Source organism: Melissospora conviva (assembly GCF_049523535.1).
In the GTDB taxonomy this organism is placed as follows: Bacteria; Actinomycetota; Actinomycetes; order Mycobacteriales; family Micromonosporaceae; genus Melissospora; species Melissospora conviva.
This window is the reverse complement of sequence record NZ_JBLLDT010000004.1, coordinates 291,681-308,818: the sequence shown is the minus strand read 5'-3', so window position 1 is coordinate 308,818 and position 17,138 is coordinate 291,681. Positions and strand designations below refer to the sequence as shown.

General features: G+C 73.0%; 13 protein-coding genes. 7 read left to right on the top strand and 6 right to left on the bottom strand.

The features are described 5' to 3' along the window. Positions 1–9: 9 nt before the first annotated feature. Positions 10–1,119, top strand: coding sequence for a glutamate 5-kinase (gene proB, locus ACK8GG_RS12785; RefSeq protein WP_440349523.1), 1,110 nt, complete (start codon positions 10–12; stop codon positions 1,117–1,119). After that, a complete protein-coding gene (locus ACK8GG_RS12780; RefSeq protein WP_440356428.1) occupies positions 1,116–2,396 on the top strand; it encodes a glutamate-5-semialdehyde dehydrogenase in 1,281 nt (426 codons plus the stop codon). The genes proB and ACK8GG_RS12780 overlap by 4 nt, the downstream gene beginning before the upstream one ends. Positions 2,397–2,437: 41 nt before the next feature. Here ACK8GG_RS12780 and ACK8GG_RS12775 read toward each other — a convergent pair whose 3' ends face one another. The 4 genes from ACK8GG_RS12775 to ACK8GG_RS12760 form a co-directional block, all read right to left on the bottom strand. Next, positions 2,438–3,280, bottom strand: coding sequence for a prenyltransferase/squalene oxidase repeat-containing protein (locus ACK8GG_RS12775; protein WP_440356390.1), 843 nt, complete (start codon positions 3,278–3,280; stop codon positions 2,438–2,440). Between the two features lie 128 nt (positions 3,281–3,408). Further along, the gene (moeZ, locus tag ACK8GG_RS12770; protein WP_440349521.1) at positions 3,409–4,629 is read right to left on the bottom strand and encodes an adenylyltransferase/sulfurtransferase MoeZ; all 1,221 of its coding nucleotides are present in this window, start codon (positions 4,627–4,629) and stop codon (positions 3,409–3,411) included. Positions 4,630–4,705: 76 nt separating this feature from the next. Beyond that, positions 4,706–5,656 carry a DUF3152 domain-containing protein gene (locus ACK8GG_RS12765; protein WP_440349520.1) on the bottom strand — a complete coding sequence of 317 codons (951 nt, stop codon included), beginning with the start codon at positions 5,654–5,656 and terminating at the stop codon, positions 4,706–4,708. A gap of 81 nt (positions 5,657–5,737) precedes the next feature. Then, positions 5,738–6,640: a DUF3152 domain-containing protein gene (locus ACK8GG_RS12760; protein WP_440356389.1), complete on the bottom strand. Its 903-nt coding sequence runs from the start codon at positions 6,638–6,640 to the stop codon at positions 5,738–5,740. Between ACK8GG_RS12760 and ACK8GG_RS12755 the strand changes: the two genes are divergently transcribed. The 5 genes from ACK8GG_RS12755 (at position 6,618) to ACK8GG_RS12735 (ending at position 14,396) form a co-directional block, all read left to right on the top strand. Further along, entirely contained in the window at positions 6,618–8,774 is a 2,157-nt protein-coding gene (locus tag ACK8GG_RS12755) for a pentapeptide repeat-containing protein (RefSeq protein WP_440356427.1), read from the top strand. The two genes, ACK8GG_RS12760 and ACK8GG_RS12755, sit on opposite strands and share 23 nt — an antisense overlap. Before the next feature lie 795 nt (positions 8,775–9,569). Further along, on the top strand, positions 9,570–10,208 hold the full coding sequence (locus ACK8GG_RS12750; RefSeq protein WP_440349517.1) for a TetR/AcrR family transcriptional regulator: 639 nt from the start codon (positions 9,570–9,572) through the stop codon (positions 10,206–10,208). A 66-nt stretch (positions 10,209–10,274) separates the two neighbouring features. Then, a complete protein-coding gene (locus ACK8GG_RS12745) occupies positions 10,275–10,499 on the top strand; it encodes a DUF3107 domain-containing protein (protein WP_440349516.1) in 225 nt (74 codons plus the stop codon). A 332-nt stretch (positions 10,500–10,831) separates the two neighbouring features. Further along, positions 10,832–12,673, top strand: coding sequence for a DEAD/DEAH box helicase (locus tag ACK8GG_RS12740; protein WP_440356388.1), 1,842 nt, complete (start codon positions 10,832–10,834; stop codon positions 12,671–12,673). A gap of 559 nt (positions 12,674–13,232) precedes the next feature. After that, positions 13,233–14,396 (top strand): class I SAM-dependent methyltransferase, encoded by a 1,164-nt coding sequence (locus ACK8GG_RS12735; RefSeq protein ID WP_440356387.1) that lies wholly within the window; start codon positions 13,233–13,235, stop codon positions 14,394–14,396. A 117-nt stretch (positions 14,397–14,513) separates the two neighbouring features. Here ACK8GG_RS12735 and ACK8GG_RS12730 read toward each other — a convergent pair whose 3' ends face one another. Then, on the bottom strand, positions 14,514–15,809 hold the full coding sequence (locus tag ACK8GG_RS12730) for an acyltransferase family protein (RefSeq protein ID WP_440356386.1): 1,296 nt from the start codon (positions 15,807–15,809) through the stop codon (positions 14,514–14,516). Continuing rightward, a complete protein-coding gene (locus tag ACK8GG_RS12725; protein WP_440356385.1) occupies positions 15,806–16,993 on the bottom strand; it encodes an acyltransferase family protein in 1,188 nt (395 codons plus the stop codon). Before ACK8GG_RS12725 ends, ACK8GG_RS12730 begins: the two co-directional genes overlap by 4 nt. Positions 16,994–17,138 lie beyond the last annotated feature (145 nt).

Sequence of the window (17,138 nt, the reverse complement as noted above, 5' to 3'; positions counted from 1 at the left end):
ATGGGGCACGTGCGGGAAGCGGTGACAACAGCGCGGCGGATCGTGGTGAAGGTGGGCTCGTCCTCCCTCACCACGGCGAAAGGTGGCCTGGACACGGCCCGGGTCGAGAGCCTGGTGGGCACGCTCGGCGCGCTGGCCGGCGAGGGCCGGGAGGTCGTCCTGGTCTCCTCCGGCGCGATCGCGGCCGGACTGGCGCCGCTCGGGCTCGCCCGCCGTCCCCGTGACCTGGCGACCCAGCAGGCGGCGGCGAGTGTCGGCCAGGGGCTGCTGATCGGCCACTACGAGGCCGCCTTCGCCCGGCAGGGGCGCACCATCGGCCAGGTGCTGCTCACCGTCGACGACGTGATCCGGCGTACCCACTACCGCAACGCGTACCGGACGTTGCGCAAGCTGCTCGACCTGGGCGCGGTGCCGATCGTCAACGAGAACGACACGGTCGCCACCGAGGAGATCCGCTTCGGCGACAACGACCGCCTCGCGGCGCTGGTGGCGGCCCTGGTCCGGGCCGATCTGCTGGTGCTCCTCTCCGACGTCGACGCCCTCTACACCGGCGACCCCCGGCTGCCCGACAGCCGCCGGGTCGACGAGGTGCACGGCCCACAGGACCTGGCCGGCATCGCTGTCGGCGGCGCGGGCCGGGCCGGGCTGGGCACCGGCGGGATGGTCACCAAGGTCGAGGCGGCCCGGATCGCCACCGAGTCCGGCATTCCGGTGGTGCTGACCGCCGCGCCGCTCGCCGCCGACGCGCTCGCCGGCAAGGACGTCGGCACCCTCTTCCACCCGTCGCGCAAACGTCCCCGGGCACGGCTGTTCTGGCTGGCGCACGCCACCACCGCCCGCGGCCGGCTGCACCTGGACCCCGGCGCGGTGCAGGCCGTCGTCGGGCGGCGCAAGTCGCTGCTGCCGGCCGGGATCACCGCCGTCGACGGCAACTTCTCCGCCGGCGACCCGGTCGACCTGGTCGACGAGGCCGGTCTGCCGGTGGCGCGCGGTCTGGTGAACTATGACGCGGTGGAGCTGCCCGACCTGCTCGGCCACACCACCGGTGAACTCGCCGCCACCCTCGGACCGGCCTACGAGCGCGAGGTCGTCCACCGCGACGACCTGGTGCTGCTCTGACCCCCCGAACCGGATCACCAAGGAGCCAACGAATGAACGTCACCGAGCAGGCCCGGCGGGCCCGGGACGCGGCAACGAGCCTCGCGACGGCGACGCGTACGACCAAGGACGCCGCGCTGCACGCGATGGCCGACGCGCTGGTGGCCCGTACGCCGGAGATCGTCGCCGCCAACGCCGAGGACCTGACGGCCGGGCGGGCCAGCGGCCTGAGCGAGGCGATCCTGGACCGGCTGGCGCTGACCGACGCGCGGATCGCCGCGATCGCCGAGGCGCTGCGCGAGATGGCGGCCCTGCCCGACCCGGTCGGTGAGGTGGTCCGCGGTTCGACCCTGCCCAACGGGCTGGAGCTGCGCCAGATCCGGGTGCCGTTCGGGGTGGTCGGCATCATCTACGAGGCCCGCCCGAACGTGACCGTCGACGCGGCCGGCATCTGCCTGAAGTCCGGCAACGCGGCGCTGCTGCGCGGCTCGTCGTCGGCGCTGCACTCCAACACCGCGCTGGTGGCGGTGCTGCGCGACGCGCTGACCGGCGCCGGGCTGCCCGCCGACGCGGTGCAGCTGCTCGACGCGAGCAGCCGCGAATCGGCCAAGGAGCTGATGCGGGCCCGCGGCCTGGTGGACGTGCTCATCCCGCGCGGCGGGGCGTCGCTGATCCGTACTGTCGTCGAGGAGTCGACGGTGCCGGTGATCGAGACCGGCACCGGCAACTGCCACGTCTATGTCGACGCCGCCGCGGATGTGGAGAAGGCGCTCGCGGTGACGCTGAACTCCAAGACCCAGCGCCTGTCGACCTGCAACACCGCCGAGTCGCTGCTGGTGCACGCCGACATCGCCGCGGCGTTCCTGCCGGCGATGCTGGCCGCCTTCGACGACGCCGGCGTGACCGTGCACGGCACGCCCGAGGTGGCGGCCCTCTCCGACCGGGTCGTCCCGGCCACCGAGGCGGACTTCGACACCGAGTACCTCTCGGCGGACATCTCGGTGGCGGTGGTCTCCTCCCTCGACGAGGCGGTCGCCCACATCCGCCGCTACGGCACCGGGCACACCGAGGCGATCGTCACCGACTCGCAGCGCGCGGCCCGCGAGTTCGTCGCCCGGGTGGACTCCGCCGCGGTCATGGTCAACGCCTCGACCCGCTTCACCGACGGCGGCGAGTTCGGCTTCGGTGCGGAGATCGGCATCTCCACCCAGAAGCTGCACGCCCGTGGCCCGATGGGGCTGCCGGAGCTGACCAGCACCAAGTACGTCGTCACCGGGGACGGCCACCTGCGCGGCTGACCGCCCGTCCCGGCCCGCGGGCCCGCCGGAAGCAGGACCGGTCAGCCTGCCGGCGTGCGCGCCGGCAGGCAGGCCCGGATCGCGGCGAGGGTGGTGTGCACGTCGAACTGTTCGCCGTCGGCGCTGTCCCAGCCGCCGTCGCTGCGCTGGGTCTCACCGAGCCGGTCCAGTGCCGCCTGCAGCACCCGGTTGCCGGGAGCCATCGACACCCGGGAGAAGGTCGCCGCCAGCCAGGCGGCGTCGGCGGCCGCCATCTCGGGCAGCCGGTCGCCGAGCACCCCCTGGATGCGGGCCGACTCCAGGTACATGCCCTGACCGTGCAGCACCGCTGCGCTCAGCCAGCCGGTGGCCAGGTACGACGGCCAGCTGCCGTCCGGTTCGATCGCCGCGGCGAGCGCCTGGGCCGCGCCCTGCACCACCCCGGCGTACGCCCCGCCGACGCGGTCGTCCAGCGGCCCGGAGGAACGGGCGCCAAGCCCGGCCACGGCGATCCAGTACGCGGCGTTGGCGGTCAGGTAGAGCTGCGCCTCCGGGTCACCGGGGCGGGCCCACTCCGGGGCCACGTCGGCGAGGGCGGAGTCCTCCTCCCACGTGCCGTCGGCGCGCTGCCGTGCCGCCAGCCAGTCCATCGCCTTGCGGCCGGCGCTGCGGCCGATCGCACCCAGGTCGTCGAGCTCACCCAGGCGGAAGCAGGTGGCGTCCACCGACGGCACCGCGTCGTCGAGGATCGCCGGCCAGCCGCCGTCGGAGGTCTGTCCTGCCTCGACCGCGTCGAGCAGCCCCGGATGCGGCGCGGTGCCGTTGCGCAGCCACGACAGCCGCGCACGGTCCACCCGGTCACCGCGTGCCACCACGAATCCGATCGCGGCCTCAATGTCCACCACGCAGGAGAGGCTACCGGCGCGGCGATCAAAAGACCTCCACCGAAATGCCGGTCTGAGCTGCACGTACGCGCAACACGCCGAAGGCCCCCGGCGCGCGTACGCGGGCGAGGGCCTTCGGGCGGGGGCGGTCAGTACTCGGGCAGCGACGGGTCGATCTGCTTGATCCAGGAGATGATGCCGCCCTGGACGTGCACGGCGTCGCGGAAACCGGCCGCCTTCAGCGCGGCGAGCGCCTCGGCGGAGCGGATGCCGGACTTGCAGTGCAGCACGACCTGCTTGTCCTGCGGGAACTGCGCCAGCGCAGCCCCGGAGACGATGTCGCCCTTGGGGATCAGGGTGGCGCCGGGGATCCGCACGATCTCGTACTCGGCGGGCTCGCGGACGTCGACCAGGAAGATGTCCTTGCCGGCGTCCTGCCACTCCTTCAGCTCGCGGGCGGTGATGGTCGCGTCGACCGTCGCCTCCTGCGCCTCGGGCGAGACCGCGCCGCAGAAGTCCTCGTAATCCTCGAGCAGGTCGGTCACGGTCGGGTTCTCGCCACAGAGCACGCAGTTCGGGTCCTTGCGGACCTTGATCTTGCGGTACTCCATGTCCAGGGCGTCGTAGACCATCAGCCGGCCGACCAGCGGCTCACCGATGCCGGTCAGCAGCTTGATCGCCTCGGTGACCTGGATAGACCCGACCGAGGCGCAGAGCACGCCGAGCACGCCGCCCTCGGCGCAGGAGGGGACCATGCCCGGTGGCGGCGGCTCCGGGTAGAGGCAGCGGTAGCAGGGGCCGTGCTCGGCCCAGAAGACCGACGCCTGACCGTCGAATCGGTAGATCGAACCCCAGACGTACGGCTTGCCGAGCAGCACCGCCGCGTCGTTGACCATGTACCGGGTGGCGAAGTTGTCGGTGCCGTCGACGATCAGGTCGTACTGGGAGAAGATCTCCCGTACGTTCTCCCGGTCCAGCGCGATGTTGTGGATCTGCACGTTGACCAGCGGGTTGATCTCCCGCACGGTCGCCGCCGCCGACTCGGCCTTGGGGCGGCCGATGTCGGAGACGCCGTGGATGATCTGGCGCTGGAGGTTCGACTCGTCGACGGTGTCGAAGTCGATGATGCCGAGGGTCCCGACCCCGGCGGCGGCGAGGTACATCAGGCCGGGCGAGCCGAGGCCGCCGGCGCCGACACAGAGCACCTTGGCGTTCTTCAGCCGCTTCTGCCCCTCCACCCCGACGTCCGGGATGATCAGGTGGCGCGAGTAGCGACGGATCTCGTCAACGGTGAGCTCGGCGGCGGGTTCGACGAGCGGGGGCAACGACACGGTGATCTCCCCGGAATCGGCTGGTGACAGTCCGGCCATTCTTACGCGCCGTCACCGTGATCGGCCATGATGAGTGACACTCGTCCGATATCCGGGAGCGGGAATAACGTCCGGCTCACCCTGCCACGGGCGGTCCCTCGTACCGCTTCCCCTGCGGGTAGGGGTAGGCGTTCGGCAGACACCCCTGCAGTCCGTACGTCTGCTGCTGCATCACCGGCGCCGGCTTCCCCCGGCCCGGGCAGCCCTGATGGCCCTGCCCGAGTTCATGCCCGACCTCGTGGTTGATCACGTATGTCCGGTAGACCCAGAGCGGCGCGCCGTAGTCCGGCACCGCCTCCTGCCAGCGGGAGAGGTTGATGATCACCTTGCCGGGGAGGCGGCAGGAGGTGAAGCCCTCGGTCTTCAGCCCGCCCTCGGCGCACATCTGCTCGGAGGTCGCGGCGGTGGCGAGGTACACGGTGAAGCCGGCCCGCTTGTCGTCGCCGGGGACCCGCTGCAACCGGAGCTTGCCGGAGGCGGGCCAGCTCTGCTCGTCGCCGAGTACCAGGTCCACCGCGGCGGCGAAGTCGTCCTCGGTGACGCCGGCGCCGTCCTCGACCCCCACCCGGTAGGTGAGCACCTTGCCGACGGCGCCGAAGACGTCGCTTTTGCCGTCGGCGTAGCGGAAGGTGGCCGGTCCGGCCTGCGGGTAGCCGTTCTCGACGATCGGCACCGCGGCCTGCGGGTTCCCTGGCTGCCCCGCGCCGCCGCTGCCGGGCTGGTCGGGGTGGACGGCCTGGTCGGGGTGGGCGGCCTGGTCCGGGTACGGGCCGGCGGTGGGATCGGGACAGCCAGGCGCGCCGGGACAGACCGGATCGGTCGTCGCCACGGGCGCCGGGCCGGGCGGCGCCGCCGCCTCGCTCGCCGGGGTCTCGGCGGAACGCAGCGCGGCGGCCCGGACGACCTCCTCACCGCGGCGCAGGTCGGCACGGATCAGGACCGTCGCCACCAGCAGCACGGCGAGCACGACAATCCAACGTGGCCGCCGAAGGCGCCGGCGCCGCGCCTGCTCACTGCGGACACTCATCCGCCCAGGGTGCCAGTCTTGTGTCGGATTTCCCCCTTTTGCCACGCCCGAAATCAGGGGTAATTCCCGGTGTGCCGGGGATCAGAGCGCCGGGCCGGCGTACCGCTTCCCGTCCAGGTGGGACCAGGGGCTCGGCACGCAGCCGTCCAGGAAGAGCGTCTGCTGCATCATCACCGGCGCCGCCCTGCCCTTGCCCGGGCACGCCTCATGGCCGTACCCGAGTTCATGGCCGACCTCGTGGTTGACGACGTACGTGCGGTAGGTGTCCAGCGGCGTTCCCCAGGCGATGTAGTCCGAAACGGAGAGCCGCCACCGGTCCAGGTTGATCACGACCTGCCCCGGCAGGCGGCAGGAGGTGTACGGCCGGCCGGAGACGGAGATGTCGATGCCGCCGCGCGCACACATCCGGCCGGCGGTGGCCGCCGTCGCCAGGTGGACGGTGAAATCGTGCCGGTCGTCGCCGCCCACCCGCCGCAGCCGCAGCGCGCCCCCGGCGGTCCAGCTCTGCTCGTCACCGAGGGCACGGTCCACCGCCGCGGCGAAATCCTCGACGTGCTCCTGCGCACCCCGCTCGACCGCAACCCGGTAGCGGCGCAGCGGCCCGGCGGTGCCGAACTGCTCCGCGCCGGCATCGGCGTACGCGAAGCGCCCCGTTCCCTCGCTCGGCACCGGCCCGGGCAGCTGCAGCAGTCCGGCTGTCCCGCTCGTCTGTGCCGTTGCGCTCCGGCTCGGCGCGGCGGAGGCCTGCGACCCTGACCAGGACGTCGATGGCGATGGCGATGGCGCGGCGGTGATCGGCCGTGCGCCGGCGTTGCCGGACTGCGGGGCGACCGCGTCGTCACCGGCCGAGGCGACCTCCAGCACCAGCACCACACCGGTCGCGACCAGCACCGGCACCAGCACCGCGGTGAGCGACGCCGGCCACCGGCGTCGACGGCGCCGCCGTCCGCCGCGCACCGGCATGTCGATCTCCGCGCCACCCATCGGTCCAGTGTGCCCTACCGCGCCGACCCGGCACGCGCACCCGCCCGGACGGTCGCCCACCCGCGGCGCTCCCTCAGGCGAGCAGCGCCTCGAGCCGCCGGTTCACTGCCGCCATCGTCGCCCGGACGATGGCCTGCCGGGGATCTCCCGCGACCAGCGCCGAACCGGCCAGCTGCTCCACCCAGCCGTCACAGACCAGCAGCACGATCGCCGTGGCCACCTCGCAGTTGCCGAAGGGGACCACGGCGGCGTGTTCCACGAAGCACCGTCCCCGGCCGGCGGTCCGCTCGCGCGTACGCAGCAGCTCGTCGATCGCAGCGGCCGCAGCGCCGGCGCAGAGCCGCAGGACGTACCCGTCGACGGCCGGTCCGGTGGTGACACCGACGGCCTTCTCGCCGCCGGCGAGCAGCCGGACCTCGACGGTGGCGTCGAGCCCGAAGGTGCTGATCTGCACGTGGTCGATGACCACCCGGGGTCCGGGCGGCCCTTCCGAATTGAGCGGCCGCGACGGCGCGGTCTCGGCCGCGGTGGCCTGTGTTCCGGAGTACGAAGTCCGCCCACCGGAGGCACCCTGCTCGGTGTGGAGCTCAGTGGCGGCGTCCATCCGGGACGGCCCGTCGACGACCGCCCGGCCCCGGTGCAGTCCGCGACGGTGCGGCGACTCCTCGAGGCCGGCCGGTTCGGGTCCGGATGCGCCCGCCGGGACCGCGGAGATCGGCTGCGTGATGGCGGGCGGGCCGGGGCGGGGCGCCGGCACCGCAGGCCCACCTGCGGCGTGCTGCGCCGCGGCGAGGTGCTGCGGGGCATTGAGGTGCTGTGGGGCGCCGGTGAGGCCCATCCGGTCCTGGAGCAGGCGGGCGACCTGTCGGCTGATGTCGGCCGGGTCGGCGCCGTCGGCCAGGTCCAGCCGGAGGCTGTGGGCGCCGGCCGGCGTCGTGCGCAGCTCGGCGTCCCGGACGCCGGGCACCTCCCGCACCGCCGCGAGGATCTCCTGGACATCGAAGCCGTCCTGATCGCCGCCCACCTGCGCCGCCTCACCCTCACGCCGCAGGTGGGTGGCGATCCGGGCCAGCTCCGGCGTCTCGGCGGGCGGCTCCACCGCCGCCGGTTCCGGCACGGTCGGCACGTCCGGCTCCGCCGGTACGCGCTGCGGCAGACTCGCCCAGGCCGGCCCGTTCCGGGCCTCGCCGGCCGGCGGCTGCTCCGGCGGCGTCACCTCGGCCGTTGCCTCCTGGGCGGAGCGCCGGCCGCTGTACGGCGGTCGTGGCTGCTCCGGAGCGGGCACGGCGGAGACAGACTCCACGGCCGGCTCGGACTCCCGCCGGAGCGGCGCGGACTCCCGGACCGGCGCGGACTCCCGGAGCGGCTCCGGTTCCACGGCCGGAGCCGGCTGCTCCGAGGCGTGCCGTTCCGGAACGTGCGGTTCCGGGGCGCGCGGTTCCGGGGCGCGCGGTTCCGGGGCGCGCGGTTCCGGGGCGTGCCGTTCCGGGGCGTGCGGTTCCGGCCGCCACTGCGGCTGTTCCTCGTCACGCCACTGCTGCGAGACCTGCTCGTCCTGCTCGGGCTGCGACTGTGCGGCCCACCGGGGAAGATCGTTCTCCTGCCACCGGGGCTGACCGTCCTCGGGCCACTGCGACTGATCGTTGTCGTGCCATTGCTGCTGGTCGTTCTCACGCCACTGCGACTGGTCGTTGTCGCGCCACTGCGACTGGTCGTTCTCGTACCCCTGCGACTGGGCATCCACATAAGCCTGCGACTGGGCATCCTCATGCCACTGCGGCCGGTCGTCCTCGTGTCGCTGTCGCCGCCCCTCCCCACGCCAGGCGGGTTCTTCGGCGCCGCCGGACCACGAGGGTCCCCACTGGCCGCTGTGACCGGCGTGCGTCGGCTCGCCCGAGACCTCCGGTGGATCCACCGGGCCGTGCTCGGCGCCGGCGGCGTGACCGGCCGGCGAGGGCGGCGCGGCCGCGACGCCAGGATCGGCCGGTGCCGGATACCCCGGCGCGTACGACTGCGGGGGACGGGACGCGTCGAACCCGCCAGGCTGCGCGGCGATGCCGGGCTGTGGCCGCTGGGCGGGCGGACCGGCCCAGCGTGGCGGCTCACCAGGCTCCGCCCGCGACTGCTCGGGTAGCGCGGCGCCGGGTTCGGCCGGTCCCCGGTCGCCCGGCTGCTCGCCCGCCGACGGCCCGGAGTCGGCACGGAGTCCGTCGCGCCAGCGGTTCGGCGGCCGGACGGCGGGCGGCGGGCCCGCTTCTCCGGTACGGCGCGCAGACTCATCCTCGGGCGCGGCGCGTGGCGGCTCGGTTCCGGGACCACTCTGGTCGCCGGCCGGCGCGGGCCGCTGCGCGGGCACCATCAGCCGCTCCGCGGCCGGTCCCTCCCCGGACGGACGCGCGGGCGGGGCCGGCTCCGGATCCTGCCACTGCATCGGCGGACGGACGGTATCCGGCTCGGCCGGGGTGACGCCGTTGCGTGCGTGATGGCCGTTGTGGGCGGTGACCGGGGCGCCGTGCGAGAGGCTGTGCGGGACGCCGGGCGGGGCCGGCAGATCGCCGTGCCGCGGCGAGGCGACGGACCAGCCGGCGGCCTCACCGGCGTTCCAGCCGCCCTGGTTCCAGCCGGCCGGCGGGCGTTCGGTGTGGGGCGGCGGGGTCATCCGGGCCCAGTCGGCCTCCCGAGGCGCCCAGTCACCGCCCGCGGGGTGGGGACGGTCCTGGTGTCCATCCCCGTTGCCGCGCCGGCCCGGGGTACTGCCATCGGGTTGCTCTGCTTCGTGCACCGCGCGCTCCTTGGTAGCCCTCGCTGAGGCTACCGTGTGTGGCAGGCGACGATAAGTTTCAGCCGCGGGCCAATTCCGCCCGCGGACCGGAGCCAACGGTCCCGACCTGGGACGACATGCGCGAAATGAGATACAGCGGAGGCACCAATGACAGCTGCGGGGAACGGCGCACAGACGGCCAACCGCCCCGTGCGCCTGCCACGGTCGGCACGGCGCAAGCAGTTGCTGGCGGCAGCGCAGGATGTCTTTGTCGCGCAGGGCTACCACGCCGCGGCCATGGACGACATCGCCGAGCGGGCGGGGGTCTCCAAGCCCGTGCTCTACCAGCACTTCCCGGGCAAGCTCGACCTCTACCTCGCCCTGCTGGACACCCACTGCGAGTCGATCGTCGGCAAGGTCCGCGACGCGATGAGCGCCACCGACGAGAACAAGGACCGCATCACCGGGGCGGTGCACGCGTACTTCGACTTCATCGACCACGAGAGCCAGGCGTTCCGGCTGGTCTTCGAGTCCGATCTGCGCAACGAGCCGGCCGTACGTCAGCGGGTGGCTCTGGTGGAGCAGGGCTGCATCGCGGCGATCACCGACGCGATCATCTCCGACACCGGCGTGAGCCGGGCCAAGGCCGAACTGCTCGCCTCCGGTCTGGTCGGCGCGGCGGAGACCGCGGCGCAGTTCTGGCTGGCCGGTGGGCGCCAGGTGCCCAAGGCCGAGGCCGAGGCGCTGCTCTCGGCACTGTCCTGGCGCGGCATCGCCAGCTTTCCGCTGCAAGGTGAGTCAGCCTGACCATTCACCACCGGATCGGCTAGCCTTCCCAGCGGCGGGACTTTTCGCCCTGGATGAGGAGGCCACGTGGAGGTCAAGATCGGCGTGCAGTTCGCGCCGCGCGAGCTGGTCCTGGAGAGCGCGCAGTCGCCGGCCGAGATCGAGCAGACCGTGACCGAGGCGATCAAGAGCGAGGGCACCCTCTCGCTGACCGACGAGAAGGGCCGGCGCATCATCCTGCCGGTCAGCAAGCTCGCCTACGTGGAGATCGCCGAGGCCGCACCCCGGGCGGTCGGTTTCACCGTCCGCTGATCCATCCGTTCGCGCGGCAGTCACCCGGGCCGGTCCCGGGGTCTGCCGGCGGCGGCGCTCTGTCGCGCCCTTCACCGGTCCGTGAAGTGTTCTGAGCCACACTCGCGCACCCCGCTGTCCGCCTCGCGCGCCCGACAACTCCGGCGCCGATTCCGGCTCGGGTAGTATGTGCGCAGTTGCCGTGGGTGGCGGACTCATCGAAGGCCCTTCCCGCGACGCGCGTGCGGCCCGGTCGAGTCAGGCGATCGCCTTCCGACCGTGTGGCCCGCGCCATACAGATCGCGCCCTTCGGACAGCTGGGGCGCACCACGAGAGGGCACCCCCACAATCACATGAGCGATCAGATCGAGAACTCTCTGGCAGAACCGGACACGGCCGCCATCATCGAGCCGGACACGGACGCCATCATTCCCGTCGAGCCGCTGGCACCGACCTTCACCGAGCTCGGTGCCCGTCGCGAGACCGTCGAGGCGCTCGCCGCCGTCGGCATCACCCGCGCCTTCGCCATCCAGGAGTACACCCTGCCGATCGCGATGCGCGGCACGGACCTGATCGGCCAGGCGCCCACCGGCACCGGCAAGACCCTGGGCTTCGGCGTGCCGCTGCTCGAGCGGGTCCTCGCCCCGGGCGAGGGCAGCGACGGCGTACCGCAGGCACTGGTCGTCGTCCCCACCCGTGAGCTGGGCATCCAGGTCGCCAAGGACATCGCCGCCGCAGGCGCGACCCGAGGCGTACGTGTGCTGCCGATCTACGGTGGCGTGGCGTACGAGCCGCAGATCGAGGCGCTGCGCAACGGCGTCGAGATCCTGGTCGGCACCCCCGGCCGGCTGATGGACCTGGCCAAGCAGAAGCACCTGCGACTGGACGGCGTGCACGCCCTCGTCCTCGACGAGGCCGACCGGATGCTGGACCTGGGCTTCCTCGACGACGTCGAGAAGATCCTGGCGATGCTGCCGTCGGAGCGGCAGACGATGCTCTTCTCGGCGACCATGCCGGATCCGATCGTGGCGCTGTCGCGACGGTTCCTGCACCAGCCGATGACGATCCACGCCGGCCACACCGCCGCCACCGGCCCGTCGCCGCTGACCCGGCAGATCGTCTACCGCACGCACTCGATGAACAAACTCGAGATGCTGGCCCGGATCCTGCAGGCGCAGGGACGCGGGCTGACGATCATCTTCACCCGTACCAAGCGGGCCGCCGACCGGGTCGCCGAGGATCTCGACTTCCGTGGCTTCGCGGTCGCCGCCGTGCACGGTGACCTCGGCCAGGGCGCCCGGGAGCGGGCGCTGCGCGCGTTCCGCGCCGGCAAGATCGACACGCTGGTCGCCACCGACGTGGCGGCGCGCGGGCTCGACGTCAGCGGCGTCACCCACGTGATCAACTACGACTGCCCCGAGGACCAGGACACATACACCCACCGGATCGGCCGCACCGGCCGCGCCGGTGCCACGGGCGTGGCGATCACCTTCGTCGACTGGGACGACATGCCCCGGTGGCGGATCATCGACAAGACCCTCGGGCTCGACATGCCCGAACCGCCGGAGACGTACCACACGTCGCCGCACGTCTACGCCGACCTGGACATCCCGACCGACGTCTCGGGCACCCTGCCGACCGCCGAGCGGACCCGCGCCGGGCTCTCCGCGGAGGTCGAGGAGGACCTCGGCGGCACCTCCCGCTCCGGCGGCAGGCCCCGCTCCGGCGGCCGCTCCGACAGCGGACGCCGTGACGGAGGCAGCCGCGAGGGCGGACGCCGTGACGGTGGCGGTCGCGAGGGCGGACGCCGCGACGGTGGCAGCCGCGACGGTGGCAGCCGTGACGGTGGCAGCCGTGACGGTGGTCGTTCCCGCCAGCCCGCTGTCGCAGCCGACGCCGGCAACGGCGAGCTTGCGACCGCACCGGTCGGCGACGAGACCCCCCGTACGCCGCGGCGGCGTCGTCGGCGCGTCAACGAGGAGCCGGGCGCTGCCGTGGCCGAGACCACCGGCAGTGACGCGCCGGCCCAGGCCGACATCCCCGTCCAGGCCTCCGCCGCGCAGACCTCCGACGCGCAGACCTCTGGCGCCGAAGGTGAGGGCGAGGGCAAGCCGCGTCGCCGTCGCCGCCGTCGTCGGGGCGCACCCGCCGGCGTCGAGAGCGCCGGTACGGCCGGCGATTCGACCGTCGACTGACCCAAGCGACACCCGACGCCCCCGGCACCTGTCACGGTGCCGGGGGCGTCGTGCGTCTGCGGAATCCGGACATCCACCGCACCCGGGCGCGGGCTACGCCGGACGGCTACGGCGAACAAGGGCTGCACCGGACAGGGCTTGCGCCGGACAGGGCGGGGCGAACAGGGCGGGGCGAACAGGGCGAGTTGAACAAGAGACTGGTCGAACAAGAGGCTGCGTCGGCCAAGAGGCTGCATCGTGTCGATCGGTTACCGGAGCACGGAAGCATATTTCTTGGAGATGGGCACTACATGGATGTAGTGCCTACTACAACCCTGGCGTAACACAACTCTCGACGCATACTTCCTGCCACACCGCTACGCACCGCTACCGCGCCGCCTCGTACCGCAGCTCCCTCACCGCGCCGCCTCGTACCCCCGCGCGCCGCTCGCCCACCGCGCCGCCCCGGCCCCACCGCGCCGCCCTGGCCCCACCCGCGCCACCCCGGCCCCACCGCGCCGCCCCGCTGCCCTGGCCCCCGCTGCCGAGGTGGTCACGCCGTACGGGCCATGATGGGGGTATGCCAGAACAGCTCGAACCGGTCCTCGCCGAGGTGCGCACGCTGCTGCTCGACCCCACTCTGCTCCGGGCGGTCGCCGCCGGGCGCCGTAAGGGGCAGCGCCCGGCGGTGGTCCGTGCCGAGCTGCGCCCGGTGGCCCTCAAGGGCGGGCCGCGGTTGCAGATCGTCACCTCCGACGGCGCCCGCCCGCACACCCGCAACGCCACCCCCGGCGCAGAAGCCGAGGAAGCCGTCGACGAACTGCTGGCGGAGCCCTTCGGCAACTGGCACGTCGAGACCGCCACCGCGACCGTGCAGGTCCGGGTCACCAAATCGGGCGAGGCGCAGGTGCACCGGGCGGCGGCGGACCGGCCGGCGGCCGAACCCGCCGAGCACGACCGCGCCAAGAACTACCTGATCGACCCGGGTGACGAGATCTTCTCGGTGGTCGGCGGCAGCACGGCGAAGCGGCGGCAGGTGGACGCCTTCCTCCGGGCCCTCGCCGCGACCCTCCCCGACGAGCTGCCCGACCGGCTGCGCGTGGTCGACCTGGGCTGCGGCAACGCGTACCTGAGCTTCGCCGCGTACCGCTATCTGCGCGGGCGGGGAATCGACGTGGAACTCGTCGGCGTCGACGTCCGCGCCGACCAGCGGCGTCGCAACACCGAACTCGCGCAACGGCTCGGGTACGCCGACCGGGTCAGTTTCGTCGCGGGCACCATCCTCGACGCCGAGGTCGACCCGGCCCCCGACCTGGTGCTGGCGCTGCACGCCTGTGACACGGCGACCGACGAGGCGCTGGCCCGGGCGGTGCGCTGGGGCGCCCGCTGGGTGCTGGCCGCTCCCTGCTGCCACCACGACCTGGCGGTGCAGCTGCGTTCCGGGGCGGCGCCGCAGCCGTACGAGTTGCTGACCCGCCAGGGCATCCTGCGGGAACGCTTCGCCGACGTGCTCACCGACGCGCTGCGGGCGGCGCTGCTGCGGCTGCACGGCTACCGGGTCGAGGTGGTGGAGTTCGTCGACTCGCAGCACACGCCCCGCAATCTGCTGCTGCGGGCCCGCCGTACCGGGGCGGAGCCGACCGGCCGGCAACGGGACGAATACCAGGAGCTGACGGCGGCCTGGCAGGTCCGGCCCCGACTGGCCGAACTGCTCGGCGACGCTCAGGAGGCACCGGCCGGCTGAGAAGCGGCCGACCGGGCCTGCGGGTCAATGACCGTGCGGGCCTGCCGTGGCGTGGCCCCCCGGGGTCCGGTGATGCGTCCGGTGGCCTCAGGGTGCCCGCTGCAGCGGGCACACCGGTCACTGGCCGGGGCGTCGCTCCCAGTCGCGGACCGGGAGGTCGCCGTACGGCTCGCGCTGAGTCGGCACCGCGGGTGGCCGGGACGACGTGGCCGGTTCGGTCGGCTGCGGCACCACCGGCAGCCGCATCGTCGCCTCGGTGAGGGCAGCGCCCGCGGGCCCCTCCGGCTGCACCCCCGCGAACGGCACATCACCCGGCCGCTGCCCGACCGCCTCGGGCCCAGCAGCCGGCGATGTCACCGGCTGCGGTGCCGGGCGCAGCAGCCAGGCCGCCTTCGGCTCGATCAACCAGCGGGTTGCCCAGCGCACCGGCGGGGAGCCGAGCAGGAAGGCGAGCGCGGTCGCCGCCAGGCAGGCCACGGCGAGCTGGGGCCACTCGGCGATCCAGTCGCCGATGCGACCGAGCAGGTGCACCAGCAGCAGCCCGTGCAGCAGGTAGACGTAGAGGGTGGCCTGGCCGAGCGAGGTCAGCACCGACTTGCCGCGAGGCGTCACCGCGAGCAGCGCCGCGGTCAGCAGCAGCGCCGCCGCGATGACGGCGAGCCGCCAGAGCAGCCCGTCGACGTTGCTGTCGTGCCCCTCCAGGAAACCGCCCTTCATCTGGAGAGCCGCGCGCGGAACCATATCCCGCAACAGGTACGCCACACCGAGCCCGCCGACCAGCACGCCGAGGGCCGCCAGCCGGGCCGGCAGCCCGTCGGTGAACGCCCGGAACCGTGCGATGCGCTCAGGGGTGAGCGCGACCCCGATGGCGAAGAACGGCAGGAATGAGAAGATCCGGTCCAGTGGGTTGGAGCCGGTACCGGTGCCGAACGAAGCTGCCAGCGACAGCGCGATGGTGATCGCGACCGGCATCCGCAGCACCCGCAGCAGGGGGACCATCAGTCGCCAGGCGACCAGGGCGAACAGGAACCAGAGGGTGAACGCCGGGCTGGCCGGGCTGAACGTCGGCCGGTTGCCGCTCACGGCGGCGTCGAGCAGCGAGTACAGCAGGTCGAAGACGACGTAGGGCACCACGACGCTGGTCAGCAGCTTGCCGCACTGCCCGGCGGTCGCCGTGAAATTGCGGGCCAGGAAGCCACTGACCAGGATGAACGCCGGCATGTGGAAGGCGTAGATCCAGGTGTAGAGGCCGTCGGCCGCTTCGCTGTCGGAGCGGGCGATGACGTGCCCGACGACGACAAGCACGATCAGCAGTGCCCGGGCGTTGTCGAAGTAGGGGTCGCGGACCTTGCCCGCCGTCGGAGAGGGTGCGGCGCCGGCTGTACGCAGCCGTCCGCCGAAGATGCCGGTCATCGTTGCCCCACTGTCTGGTCGGCGCCCTGACCGGCGTGGGGCAGACGAGCCCCGTCGGCTGGTCCGGCGGCGCGGTCGGCTGGTACGAAAGGTGCGGCACCCGGTGTGGCGAAGCCGTGGTGCGGGGTGGCGGCGCTCGGGTCGGCGGAATGCGATGTGGCCGGTTGCGCGGCAGCGGGCCCGTCGGCGCGCAGCAGCCAGGTGACGCGCGGTTCGATCAGCCAGCGGGTGGCCAGCCGCACCGGCCGGGAGCCGAGCAGCAGGGTCAGCAGGACCGCGCTGGCGACGAGCGCGGCGACATGCGGCCAGCGCAGGTCCCAGGAGGCGATGGTGGGGCGCAGTGGGCTGATCAGGAGTCCGTGCAGCAGATATACGTAGAGCGTCACCTCGCCCAGCCAGGTGAACTGGGTCTGCCCGGCCGGGACGAGGACGAGCAGCGCCACGGTGATCAGCAGCGCCACCGCGAGGATCCCGGCCCGCCAGAGCAGCCCTTCGATGTTGCTGTCGAAGACAGCGACGTAGCCCCGCTTCATGTAGAGCGCGGAGCGGGGCAGCGTGTCGCGGATCAGCAGGGCGGCGCCGAGCGTGCCGATCAGCACGAGGACGGCGGCGATCCGGGGCAGCGCACCCCGGGTGGCGGCCTTGAAGCGTTCGATCCCCTCGGGGGTCAGCAGGATCCCGAGCGCGAAGAACGGCAGGAAGCCCAGCGTCCGGTCCAGGACTGCAGACCCGGTACCCGTGCCGAGGCCGGCGACCAGGGAGACGGCCACGGCGACCAGGACCGGCCGGCGCAACACCTTCAGCAGCGGCACCATCAGCCGCCAGGCGACGAGCGCGAAGAGGAACCAGAGGGTGAACGCGGGTATCCCCAGGGAGAACTGCGGCGCCTTGCCGTTCACGGCCGCACCGACGAGCGAATGCAGCACATCAAAGATCAGGTACGGCACCAGCACGCTCGCCAGCAGCCGGCCGCACTGCTTTGCGCTCGCCGTGAAGTTGCGCGCCAGATAGCCGCTGACCAGGATGAACGCCGGCATGTGGAAGGCGTAGATCCAGGTGTAGAGACCGCGGGCGGCACCGCTGGAGCTCATCTCGATCACATGGCCGATCACGACCAGGACGATGAGCACCGCCCGGGCGTTGTCGAAGTAGGGATCGCGGGACTTCAGCGCGGCGGCGGGCACCGGTGGATGCTAGCGGCTTAACCTGGGCGGCGAAAAAAGGGATCGACCACGCCTCGCTGCGCCCTCGGCCGGCGGATCGCCGACGGGACATGCGGCCAGGTCCGTGACGTGACGCCCGGCGAGGTGCGGTGCCACGCTACCCCCC

Excerpts from the sequence above, each read along its gene's own strand:
- moeZ (WP_440349521.1), bottom strand. The coding sequence starts at position 4,629 with ATGGCCGGACTGTCACCAGCCGATTCCGGGGAGATCACCGTGTCGTTG.
- ACK8GG_RS12765 (WP_440349520.1), bottom strand. The coding sequence starts at position 5,656 with ATGAGTGTCCGCAGTGAGCAGGCGCGGCGCCGGCGCCTTCGGCGGCCA.
- ACK8GG_RS12755 (WP_440356427.1), top strand. The coding sequence starts at position 6,618 with ATGTCGATCTCCGCGCCACCCATCGGTCCAGTGTGCCCTACCGCGCCG.
- ACK8GG_RS12760 (WP_440356389.1), bottom strand. The coding sequence starts at position 6,640 with ATGGGTGGCGCGGAGATCGACATGCCGGTGCGCGGCGGACGGCGGCGC.
- ACK8GG_RS12750 (WP_440349517.1), top strand. The coding sequence starts at position 9,570 with ATGACAGCTGCGGGGAACGGCGCACAGACGGCCAACCGCCCCGTGCGC.
- ACK8GG_RS12740 (WP_440356388.1), top strand. The coding sequence starts at position 10,832 with ATGAGCGATCAGATCGAGAACTCTCTGGCAGAACCGGACACGGCCGCC.
- ACK8GG_RS12735 (WP_440356387.1), top strand. The coding sequence starts at position 13,233 with ATGCCAGAACAGCTCGAACCGGTCCTCGCCGAGGTGCGCACGCTGCTG.
- ACK8GG_RS12730 (WP_440356386.1), bottom strand. The coding sequence starts at position 15,809 with ATGACCGGCATCTTCGGCGGACGGCTGCGTACAGCCGGCGCCGCACCC.